The 11,713-nt window shown below is 40.8% G+C and carries 11 protein-coding genes; 9 read left to right on the plus strand and 2 right to left on the minus strand.

Annotated elements, in window-relative coordinates; all coding sequences use genetic code 11:
- Nucleotides 1-31 precede the first annotated feature (31 nt).
- From KH400_RS13470 to KH400_RS13480, 3 genes are all read left to right on the plus strand, one after another.
- Nucleotides 32-421 carry a VOC family protein gene (locus KH400_RS13470; RefSeq protein ID WP_217225329.1) on the plus strand — a complete coding sequence of 130 codons (390 nt, stop codon included), beginning with the start codon at nt 32-34 and terminating at the stop codon, nt 419-421.
- A gap of 119 nt (nt 422-540) precedes the next feature.
- Complete coding sequence (locus KH400_RS13475; RefSeq protein WP_246589558.1) at nt 541-2,283, plus strand: WG repeat-containing protein; 1,743 nt, start codon at nt 541-543, stop codon at nt 2,281-2,283.
- 255 nt (nt 2,284-2,538) lie between these two features.
- Entirely contained in the window at nt 2,539-3,117 is a 579-nt protein-coding gene (locus tag KH400_RS13480; protein ID WP_217225488.1) for a nitroreductase family protein, read from the plus strand.
- 66 nt (nt 3,118-3,183) lie between these two features.
- Here KH400_RS13480 and KH400_RS13485 read toward each other — a convergent pair whose 3' ends face one another.
- Both KH400_RS13485 and KH400_RS13490 read right to left on the minus strand, forming a co-directional pair.
- Nucleotides 3,184-3,441, minus strand: coding sequence for a DUF3006 domain-containing protein (locus tag KH400_RS13485; RefSeq protein ID WP_217225331.1), 258 nt, complete (start codon nt 3,439-3,441; stop codon nt 3,184-3,186).
- An 11-nt stretch (nt 3,442-3,452) separates the two neighbouring features.
- Nucleotides 3,453-5,156, minus strand: a complete 1,704-nt coding sequence (locus KH400_RS13490) for an S-layer homology domain-containing protein (RefSeq protein ID WP_217225333.1) — start codon at nt 5,154-5,156, stop codon at nt 3,453-3,455.
- A gap of 158 nt (nt 5,157-5,314) precedes the next feature.
- Between KH400_RS13490 and KH400_RS13495 the strand changes: the two genes are divergently transcribed.
- The 6 genes from KH400_RS13495 to KH400_RS13520 all read left to right on the plus strand — a co-directional run bounded on the left by KH400_RS13495 (nt 5,315) and on the right by KH400_RS13520 (nt 11,477).
- On the plus strand, nt 5,315-6,079 hold the full coding sequence (locus tag KH400_RS13495) for a potassium channel family protein (RefSeq protein WP_217225335.1): 765 nt from the start codon (nt 5,315-5,317) through the stop codon (nt 6,077-6,079).
- A gap of 101 nt (nt 6,080-6,180) precedes the next feature.
- Nucleotides 6,181-7,593: a Na+/H+ antiporter NhaC family protein gene (locus tag KH400_RS13500; protein WP_217225337.1), complete on the plus strand. Its 1,413-nt coding sequence runs from the start codon at nt 6,181-6,183 to the stop codon at nt 7,591-7,593.
- A 65-nt stretch (nt 7,594-7,658) separates the two neighbouring features.
- Entirely contained in the window at nt 7,659-7,820 is a 162-nt protein-coding gene (locus KH400_RS13505; protein ID WP_217225340.1) for a hypothetical protein, read from the plus strand.
- A gap of 285 nt (nt 7,821-8,105) precedes the next feature.
- Nucleotides 8,106-9,953 (plus strand): S8 family peptidase, encoded by a 1,848-nt coding sequence (locus tag KH400_RS13510; protein WP_217225342.1) that lies wholly within the window; start codon nt 8,106-8,108, stop codon nt 9,951-9,953.
- Between the two features lie 79 nt (nt 9,954-10,032).
- Nucleotides 10,033-10,209 (plus strand): hypothetical protein, encoded by a 177-nt coding sequence (locus KH400_RS13515; RefSeq protein WP_217225344.1) that lies wholly within the window; start codon nt 10,033-10,035, stop codon nt 10,207-10,209.
- A 212-nt stretch (nt 10,210-10,421) separates the two neighbouring features.
- Nucleotides 10,422-11,477, plus strand: coding sequence for an LLM class flavin-dependent oxidoreductase (locus tag KH400_RS13520; protein ID WP_217225346.1), 1,056 nt, complete (start codon nt 10,422-10,424; stop codon nt 11,475-11,477).
- The last annotated feature ends 236 nt before the right edge of the window (nt 11,478-11,713 follow it).

An 11,713-nucleotide genomic window follows, 5' to 3' on the forward strand; every position in this document is an offset into this window, starting at 1 on the left:
CAATAGTTAGTAATAGGATGGAGGGATTTTAATGATCAAAAAACTAGAGCATACAGCAATTATCGTAAAAGATATTGAAGAATCGATTGACTACTACTGTGATATGTTTGGGTTCAAACTACGTGCAAAAGGAGATAATGGGATAAGGTACTTAGCTTTTCTCTATCACGAACATCAACCTGAAGTCGAGATCGAATTAATGCAAGATATGAAAGAAGGAACGGAATATTCTAGTGTTGGTATTGTCAATCACCTAGCGTTTACGGTCGATCATATCGAGGAATCGATTGATTACTATAAGAAAAAAGGTGTCGTGTTCAATTCGGAAACAATAAATCGCTCTGTTGATGGGGCGAAGACAATCTTCTTTCATGGACCGAATGGAGAGTTATTGCAACTCGTTGAGCCAACACGTACATAAGCTTTTTAGTGCTTGTCTTTTTCACGGACAGGCACTTTTTTAATGCAAAAAAGCTCACCACCTTCGATATGGACTCGTATAATAACGCAACGAATGTCATGTGAAGGTGGATGTCTAAAATGGGAATGGTAAATAGTGGAACATTACACAAGCAATTGCTCCCGGCCTATGTCAATACAAAGAACGGCAAAAGGTGGGGTTACATTAATGAAGGTGGTCGCTTCATCCTCAAGCCAAGGTTTGATGAAGCGAATGATTTTCAAGATAACGGTCTCGCGATTGTTACCGAAAAACGAAAAACGGGTTTGATTGATCAGACTGGACGCTTTGTCCTACCGCCTACGTACCTTTCGATGTTGCCTTTTACTGAAGGGCGAGCCATCGTTATGGATGAGGCAGGGTTTAAAATCATTGATGAATTAGGTCGAGAGTTAACCCAAAAAGCATATCCATTAATCAAACCGTTCAAGGGACAACGAGCCATCTTTACTGCACGTACGTCTAGTGGGAGTGTTCAGTACGGGTATTTGGATGTAGATGGGAATGAAGTGATCCCCGCCCAATTTGAAAACGCCTATGATTTTACAGACGATAAAGCCCTTGTACAGATCGGAGAGAGCAAATTTGCGATCATTAATAAATTAGGAGAGGTTATTCAAACCTTTCCCTATGCGCTAATGATGGGTTATCAAGAAGGATTGATTGCCTATAAGAAAACCTTTAATGACCCGTGGGGATATGTCGATGAACAAGGCCGTATCGTCATTTCGCCACAGTTTTCAACCGCATTGCCTTTTCAAGAGGGGCGAGCGGTTGTTAATACGTCTGATGGAATGAAGAACGAGTATGGTGTCATTGACAAGGCAGGTCGCTTTATCATTCCACCCAAGTATCATGATTGTAAGCCACTAGGTGAACAACGGATTGCCGTTGGTATCGCGAGCGACTCGCAACAACCATTTGTTGGTTCGATCTATGCGATTGCAGATCTTAATGGATATCTCCTCACCGATTTTATTTATGATCATGTTGGTGAGTATAAAGAAGGGTTAAGCACTGTTACGGTCGATCGATCAAGTTTTTTTATTGACCGAAGTGGGGATGCTGCTACATCTTTACCGGTTATACCGGGGATAGGGTCACTAGATCTTGAAGGAAACATCATTCAGGCTCATGTTGATCATCGTTTACTGTACTATAACCGGCAAGGAGAGGTTGTCTACAAGCCAAACTCACTTTTTCCGTTAAATGATCAGTACCGTATTCGTATGAAGAAGTACAATCCAAACAAGGATTATTTAGTGTATTATCCACACGTCGAAGGATTGCATAACGAAAATGCACAAGAGCAAGTCAATGCCTATTTGAAACAAAAGGCGAAAGCGATGAACGTGCCTGAGAATGAGCCACTCGATTATAATTATTTTGGTACGTTTGCAGTCGAATTTTTCAAAAAAGATCTGCTTGTGATCAAGATAGAAGGGTACCATTATCCATTTGGTGCTGCACATGGCATGCCTTATCAAGTGCACGTCCACATTGACTTAATGACGGGAGCTATTTATGAATTAAGTGATCTGTTTAAGCCTGATAGCGATTATGTGAAGGTGATTAGTGATCTGGTTGAAAAGCAAATGCAGGAAGAAGCAACTCAAGGCGATACTTACTATTTTTTGGATCAATATGAGGGGATACAACCGAATCAACCGTTTTATATTACAGAAGACCGGCTAGCGATTTATTTTCAACCATATGAGATTGCTGCGTATGCTGCAGGATTTCCAACCTTTTTTATCCGATATGAAGAGTTGATCGGGCTAATTGATGTAGAAGGTGCCTTTTGGAAATCATTTAAAAACTAGGGTCTGATACAGTCACTCAAGCTCTTTGAGTGGCTGTATATATTTTTAACGGTGTGTAAGTGTAATTTGTTGACGAAATTTATCAGAATATATTACCATATATTACGAATTGGAGATATCCCAACTTGAGATGTGAAGAAGGGAAAATCATGATTCTCTAGCTGGTAACCAATACTATACGAGTAAATGAGTTTTAGATTCGAAAGGTGGAGAGTTTAGGTGCAACAACTAGCTAATAAGGATATTTTTAAAGTGATGGAGGAGCGTTCTAGCGTTCGTAAATATAAAAGGGGCGAAAAAATCCCAAGAGAAACGTTGGAAAAGGTATTGAAAATGGCAGGAACGGCACCATCAGCCTGGAACCTTCAACATTGGAAGTTTGTCGTCGTCGAAGACCAAACGAGAAAAGATGAGTTAGTTCCGATTGCATATGGGCAAGAACAGGTTTCTGATGCTTCGGCGGTGATTATTGTCTTAGGTGATACAGAAGCTGATCAGAATGGTGAAATCGTTTATAAAGATGCTCCTACAGAAGTAAAGGAGACGTTGCTAGGAAACATTAAACAAGCCTACGAAAATGTACCAAATTTCGCTGTTGATGAAGCGATTCGTAATGCTTCATTTGCTGCGATGCAACTCATGCTAGCTGCTAAGGCATTGGACCTTGATACATGTCCAATTGGTGGATTTGACCGTGATGCGATTGTTGAAAAATTAAATATTCCACAACGTTATCTGCCATCGATGATGATTACGATTGGCTATGCGGCTGCTCCAGCACATCCAACTGACCGTTTCTCATTAGATGAGATCGTCGTAAACGAACGTTTTTAAGAAAATGCCCATCTCTGGGCATTTTCTTATTCCAATTTATTGAAGCGTAAGGGAAGAGCCTTTACGCTATTGCTTTTTATTTTTCGCAAGTATTTTCTGTAATAGCGCATCTGCCTTTTGCTTCGCTTGTTTTGTGTCATTCTCAAGAATGGCTGCTTGTAAGACCGTAGTTCCATCTGCTGCAAATGAAATCTCGATGATATCTCCTTCTTTAAGGTTCGGAGGCAGTTGATGGGTTGGGACTTCTTTTACAACCGTTTCATCGCTACGTAACAAAAGGGTGGCGATTTCTGCTTCAATCAGGTCGACGGTGTATTTACTCATGAGAACACTCCTTAAGTGATAATTTGATCTTTCATCCCTTCAAAGGTTACAGGCCCAATTCCGCTGACGTTTTGAATGTCTTCGATTGTAGTGAATGGACCATATGTTTGGCGATAGTCAATAATTCGTTTTGCATATTCTGGACCGATTCCTGTAATTTGCTGTAATTCTTCTTCATTTGCAGTGTTGATATTAATTGGGAAGACGTGAGATTCTTCATCACCAGTAGACCCTTCAGGATTCCCTGCACCATCCCAAGGTGAATTTTTCACTTCGTACGATCGTCCATCGGTTACAACAATAATATCTTCAGATGTTGCTGTTGAATAAAGATTGATGCCTTGCTCATTAAAGCGTTGTACAACCTCTTCATGCGGGTGGTTATAACGGTTCCCTTCACCATATGATAAAACCGCTTCCTTTGGTTTGACATTTGCTAAAAATACTTCTGTTGATGACGTCCTCGAGCCGTGGTGACCAACTTGAAGAATGTCAGAAGATAAATCAAATGAGTTTACCATTTCTTCTTCAATAGCTTGTTCAGCATCTCCAGTAAATAGAATACTTACTTCATCGTAGTCTAGTTTTAGTGCGACAGATGAATTGTTTAAACTTTTTTGTTCATCTCCGGTATTTAACACCGTCAACTGTACGGATTGGTCGAGGTCCAGTTGAGACCCAACTTCCGCGACTTCTAGTGGAATCTCTTTTTCATCAACCAACCCCAAATAGTTTAAGTAGGTTTGTGATGTATGTGTACGACCGCTATCTAAGATATTCTTCACTTCAATTTCTTGTAAAACCGGAAGGAGGCCACCGATATGATCAGCGTGGGCATGAGTGGCTACAACTAAATCAATCGAACTTATACCTGCCTTTTGTAAGTAGGATACGACTTTTTCACCTGCTGTTTGCGTTCCAGCATCAATCAATATCGTCTTTCCATTTGGCAATTCGATGAATGAGGCATCGCCTTGACCAACACCAAGAAAGTGGACTTCCAACTCATCATCCGTAACTGTCTCTTCGATCTCAACACGGAACCGTTCATCAAGAGCTCGCGCCATAAAGGTGGAAAATTCCGCTCTTGTAATATTATTTCTAGGCTTAAATGAGCGGTCCGGGTAGCCAATTGTGATTTGGTTGGCAACCAACGTTTGGATTTCATCTAAACCCCAAAAGTCTGATGGAACATCGTAAAATTGAAAATGTCCTTCTCCTTCTAGGTGGAAGGTTCGTTGTAAAATAGCAGCCATTTCGGCACGGTTTAATGAATCATTTGGATTGAAATTTCCGTTTTCATCGCCCGTAAAAATACCTTCATCGGCTAATGTAGCGATCACGTCATAATCAGGGTGATCTTGAGTGACATCTAAAAAGGCGGGGTCTGGGCGATTCGTTGTGTCGAAATTTAATTCACGCTGAATCATCAAAGCAGCATGAACCCGTTGAATGTCGTCATTTGGGCCAAAGTCACCAGTGGGATAGCCCCCAATGATCTCACGATGTCTTAAATAGATGATTTCTTCTTTTGCCCAATGGTCATCTATATCTGGAAAGCTTGGGCGTTCTGCAAGATTTGTGAGATGATTCTCGTTCTCTGTTGTATGGCCTTTATTTTCTACATTCCCTTGATCATTAGCACCTTTTTGGATTGGGGTGCAGCTCACTAAAATGAGGCAAATCGTTAGAAGTAGTAATAGTCTTTTGTTCACAGAGATCTCCTCCATCACATATTCTTGCTTATAGCTTTTTCTTGTTTCTCTAAAACATGTAGTATGGATTTAGAGATCAGTACGATTTCCTACATAAAATGAAGTTCGCTAAGGGAAATCTAATGAACAGAAGGATAATAAGGGCTCTATGGGTGGTGATGAGACTGGAGAGTAGAGAACATCCACCAAAAGGATCAGTTATTGATCGAAAGACGGTTGTCTTAACGTATGAAATCCTAATGGCAGTCTTAGCTATTTTCTCGGTGGTTACCATTTGGTCGACCAGTGATTGGCTTCATAGCCTTGATTTTATCGTATGGTTTATTTTCTTCATTGATGTTTTGGTACGATTTATAATCAGCAAAGATAGGCTTCAGTATTTAAAGAGTCATCCTCTTGATATCATCGCAGTTATTCCGTTGGATAGTATTTTTAGGCTTGCTCGTTTAGGAAGATTATTTAGGCTAATCCGTGCGTTTGCTATTTTAAGCCATTATTTTAAGCCTTTTTACGCCGTATTAAAAACGAATAATCTTGACAAAGTTATCATTGCATTGTTTGTACTAATATTTGTTACATCAATTCCGATAAGAATTCTTGAACCAAGTATTTATACGTACACCGATGCTGTATGGTGGGCAATCGTTACATCAACTACTGTTGGTTATGGTGACATTTCTCCAGAAACAATTGTTGGAAGAATCATTGCGGTTATTTTAATGATGTTTGGCATTGCATTACTCGGATTAGTGACAAGCTCAATCGCTACTTACTTTTTGAATAACAAAAATAACAAAGAGAATCCGACCATTGAATATATAAAGGGTGAGCTCGACAGGGTTGAAGAGCTAACGGATAAAGAAATTGAAAGGCTACAAATTTTACTCGACACGTACAAAAAGCAAGGGTACAAGCCAAGATAACGACGTCTACTTTGGTATTTAGATTCAAAGTATAAATTTTCACCGCAATCAAAAGCTAAGTTCGCATTAGTTAAAGAACGAAGTAAAGATAGGTGATGTAGATGGAGGCAGCTTGGCTTTCAATTGTCCCGTTTTTAGTTGTAATACCAATTGCTATTTTTACGAAACAAGTACTCCCCGCACTTTTCCTTGGATTGTTGGTTGGCTCATATATTATGGAGCCTTCTATTATTGGAGGCATGACGACGATGTTTACCTACGTCGTTGAAGCCGTGATTGATCCAGGAAATATTAAAATCATTGTCTTTTTATATGCGTTTTCCGGACTTGTCGGGATGATCAAGATGACAGGTGGTATTCGAGGGTTCGTTGAAAAGGCATCGGAAAAGATTCAAACAAGAAAACAGGCACTTTTACTAACGTATGTGTCGACGATTGGAACGTTTGTTGCACCGACATTCCGTTTCGTAACGATTGCTCCAATCATGCGTGCGTTACTTAAAAAAGTAAAAATGACAACCGAAGAGCTTGGTTTTGTCATTGAAACCACTGCGACACCGATCATCGTGTTGATCCCAGTGGCAACGGCATTTGTCGGTTATATGGTTTCGATTATTCAAATCGCGGCCGGAAATCAGGGCGTCGAACTTGATCCTTATTCACTATTTATTCAAAGCATACCGTTTAATTTCTTTTCGATCGTGACGATCGTGCTAGGTGTGTATTTAAGTTTCTTTCATCATTCAAAAGATAAATCAAAAGCACCTACGAAATTGGATGATCATGTCGAAGAGGAGGAGGATTGGCATAATTGTCACCCTGCGGTAGGAAAAGAACTACCGATTAAGCCGATGAACTTATTACTTCCGTTAATTATGGTGATTGTTCTAACATTATTTTTAACGTGGTGGAGTGGCTATGAAAAAGGGTACGGCTTTCCAGAAGCATTTATTAAAGCCGAAGTGATGGAAGCGATGGTGATTGCCCTCCTTTTTACTGTTGTCTTATCGATGATTCTATACCTCGGGCAACGGTTTAAGTTAAGCAATCTCATTGAAGGCTTTATTATCGGTGGAAATGAATTAATGTCTGTTATTTTATTGCTATCGGTTGTTTGGGGGTTATCGTCAATTACCGATGACCTTGGGTTTTCCGAGTTTGTGACCGCACATTCTGGCTGGATTCCGCAAATGTTTATCGCACCGTTAATTTTTGTCTTCGGAGCAGCCGTCTCTTATTTTATTGGTTCAGCCTGGGGAACGTGGGGGATCTTGATGCCACTAGGAATTTCACTCGCCCTAGCCGGTGATGTATCCCTACCATTAGTGATTGGGGCCGTGTTTGCGAGCGGATCATTCGGAGCATTTGCTTCTCCATTAAGTGATGACACGAATACGATTGCGAAAATCTTAAACCTGAAAGTAATTGATTATGCAAAATATAAATTAAAACCAGCCCTTATTGCAGCGGGGATCACAACGGTGTTATATACGATCGTGACGTTTATTATTTAGCAAACGTATAGAACTTTTTGCTGGCGAAATACTACGGGCATATGAATTCTTTTGGAGGGATAAACGTGAATTCAAACGGACAAAAGCAACAAAAAGCAACGAACCAAAACGTAGAAGCTACACAAAATAAGGTGGAAGAGGCCCAAGCAAAAACGAGCGCTTCCGCTCAAGGTGATGGACTCCGCTATGACTATGATGATCCATCGGGATTTGATCATGAAAGATAATAGATGTGAAGAGGAGCGAACGACATGATGTTGTTCGCTCTTATTTTTTTAGAAATGGGCTGTTGTTAAAGTTCATTCGGCGTAGTCTTTACTTCTCGCAATGATAGGTTAGCTTTGATTTAGAGTTTTAACAATTTTTAGTCATTGACCGTCTAACTCTTCTGTTCTAGATTTAAAAGAGGAACGTTTAGCTAGTAAGGAAAATGGGGAAAAGCCGAAGGGGATCAGCTTTTACTATTAATGGACTAGTATATAAATGAGTTAGAAACGAACATGGAGGATGTCATGAAAAAGACAGTTATATTTCTTATTTTATTGCTTTGTTTTTCTCCATTTGCTTCGCTGGCAAAAACTGAAGCAAATTCACACCTTGTACCCGTGATTATTTCTTTTGAAGAAAACGTGGACGATCGACTGATTACTAGGATAAGCGGGACTATAAAACACGAATTATCCTCAGTACCAATGGTTACCGCTGAAATTCCCGAAATTGCGATTGGGGCGTTGGCGAGAAATCCCGCCATTAAATCGATTGAACGAGATCAACCTGTGATGGTCTTGCGGGAGAGACATGATCCAGGGATGGAGCAAGTTCATGCATTAAATGCTTGGGATCTAGGGTACACCGGTAAAGGCATCAAAATTGGTGTGATTGACACAGGAATAGACTTAATCCATAGAGATTTGGATGTTGTTGGAGGTCATTCGTTTGTTGATTACACAGAAAGTTATCATGATGATCAAGGACACGGTACACATGTGGCTGGAGTTATTGCCTCATTGCATAATCGAATCGGTGTTAAAGGGGTCGCACCAGGCATCGACTTATACGCGCTAAAGGTGTTAGATCATGAGGGACGTGGGATGTTATCAAATATGATTGCATCGATTGATTGGTCGATCGAAAATGATTTAGATATTATTAATTTAAGTCTAGGAGCGACGACTCATTCAACAAGCTTTAAAGAAATTGTTGATAGAGCGTACGAAAGTGGATTACTGATTGTAGCAGCAGCAGGGAATACTGGAACAGAGAAAGAGGACACGATAAATTATCCAGCACAATATTCGTCTGTTATAGCTGTTGGTGCTGTTGATTCAAACAATCAACGAGGGGAATTCTCCTCAGTTGGTCCTGCGATGGAGGTCGTCGCTCCGGGTGTAAACATTTTAAGTACTTATTTAGATAACACATATGGATCAATGAGTGGGACGAGTATGGCTGCTCCTTTTGTTTCAGGAATTCTTGCTTTATATATGGAGGCCTATCCTGAATTAACAAACAGCGAACTAAGAGATCTCATGCATGCGCATACGCTACCTCTTGGGGAACCATCAAATTGGTACGGGCAGGGTCTTGTGCAATTTAAAGAAATGGACGATGATGAATTTAAAGAAGCTACACCGAAAGAAGAATATGTAGATGATGTACGAGAGGAAGAAAATACTTACCAAGCTCCAGAAGACGAACAAGTCTATGAAAAACCAGAAGAAGAAAATGTGATTGAAGTGCCTGAACAAGTCGATGAAGGACAAGAAGCAGAACAAGAAATCGATATACCAGAAGAGAAAAAGGAAGATGAAAGACAAGAAGAAAACAGTAAAGTTACCTTTACTGATGTCCCGGCTTCACATTGGGCGTATTCTTCGATTCATTTTGTTTATGGAAAAGGATGGATGGTAGGGAAAGGTGTGAATACTTTTTCACCAAATACAAACCTAACGAGAGCGGAAGCTGCAACAGTGATCGTTAGAGTTTTAGACTTAAAAGAAATAAGTCCAGATACACTTCCGTTTACCGATGTAAGTCCTTCACATTGGGCTTATAATTCTATTAGAATTATTCATCAACACGGGATTATGAGAGGGGTAACGACTCATCGCTTCGGTGCAAATGATGAAATTGCGAGAGAACAAATGGCGGTTATTTTATATCGACTGTTTTTAGACGAAGAAGAGAAGGAGCTTTTTGAAAATCCTTTTACAGATATAACGAGTGACCATTGGGCGTATCATGAAATTTTATCAAATTATCAAGCAGGTTATTTTGGTGGGTTTGAGGATGGCTCCTTTCAACCGAAACAAATATTAACAAGGGCACAAATGGCGGCATTACTACAAAGGATCTTTTAAACGATCTAATAATAAAGTGGGGTGAGGGCCTAAAAGGATGTGGGAAACCTTTTAGGTTCTTTATAGTTGGGGTGGTAAGGTGTCTAAGGATGGACAGTTTGATAATCCACTGCACAGTGCTGTCAACCATGATATACAAGATAGCAGACTTGCCAATATACCTTCAGAGCAACAAGTGATGTTTATTGAATTAATGAAGCAAGCCAAAAAAGAAGGAATAGAAAAGGAACTTAGAAGAAAATATCTAGGGAACTAATAGGAGGACGGTCTCTTTACGGCAATGTGAAAGGGGACCGTTTTTTGTTTGAGTTGGCCCTACTGTTTCTTCGTGCACCCAAGAGACTTAAAATATAATCAAGCAGTAGACAAATCACTTGTATTTAATCAATAATCGTATCAAAATAGGATGAAGACAATGTTTACATAGCGAAAGAAAATTTCGGAAACAAAATTAGGAGGTTAGACCCTTTGGAAATTGGAATTAGTACCTTTGTAGAAACAACGCCAGACCCTAAGACTGGCAAGGTGATAAGTCATGCAGAGCGAATAAGGGAAGTGGTTGAAGAGATTACTTTGGCTGATCAAGTTGGATTGGATGTGTTTGGTGTCGGTGAACATCATCGTGAAGATTTTGCGGCATCATCGCCAGCGATTATTTTAGCCGCTGCAGCTTCACAAACAAAACGTATTCGACTATCAAGTGCGGTGACTGTGCTTTCATCGGCTGACCCTGTCCGTGTGTTTCAAGATTTCTCAACCGTCGACGCGATTTCAAATGGTCGTGCTGAAATTATGGCTGGTCGCGGCTCATTCATCGAATCGTTCCCGCTATTTGGTTATGATATACATGACTATGATGAATTATTTAATGAGAAGCTAGAGCTATTGTTGCAGCTTCGTGAGTCAGAGAAAGTCACGTGGCGGGGAGGGCACCGCCCAGCGATTAACGATCGCGGTGTCTATCCACGACCGGTCCAAGATCCGTTACCTGTATGGATAGGAAGTGGTGGGAATCCGGAATCAGTCATGCGTGCTGGAGTGCTTGGACTTCCGCTTGTGCTCGCCATTATCGGAGGACGACCGCTTCAGTTTGCTCCACTTGTCAAACTATATAAGCGGGCCGCAAAAGAGGCAGGACATGACGTCTCAACATTACCGATTGCCTCACATTCACACGGCTTCATTGATACAGATACAGAGACCGCCGCGGATAAGTTCTTCCCATCCACACAGTATGTGATGAATATGCTCGGTCGTGAGAGAGGGTGGGGCCATTACGATCGCTCATCTTTTGATTATGCACGTAGCTTTGAAGGTGCGTTATATGTCGGTGATTCAGATTACGTCGCTGAAAAAATTATTCATCTGCGCAAAGAAGTCGGCATTACACGCTTTATGCTCCATGTCCCTGTTGGTTCGATGCCACATGACGATGTGATGGGAGCAATTGAACGGTTAGGAAAAGAGGTCGCTCCTCGCGTTCGCGATGAAATAGCAAAGTGGGAAGAAAGCGAGAAGGCGTAGGACGTATGTTTCATTAGAAGTAGGGGGAGGGGTTGAAACTACGTTTATTGAAGTGACGGAAGCCTTTCTTCATAAAGGCGATGAAGGACAAAAGAGGCTCTGAACCGAGAGGAAAAGTCCTTCATAAAGGCGATGAAGGACAATAGCGGTTCAGAACCAGGAGGAACTGTCCTTCATAAAGGTGATGAAGGACAAAAGGGGCTCAGAATCAGGAGGAACTGTCCTTCATGAAGCTG

Source organism: Desertibacillus haloalkaliphilus (assembly GCF_019039105.1).
Lineage (GTDB): Bacteria > Bacillota > Bacilli > Bacillales > KJ1-10-99 > Desertibacillus > Desertibacillus haloalkaliphilus.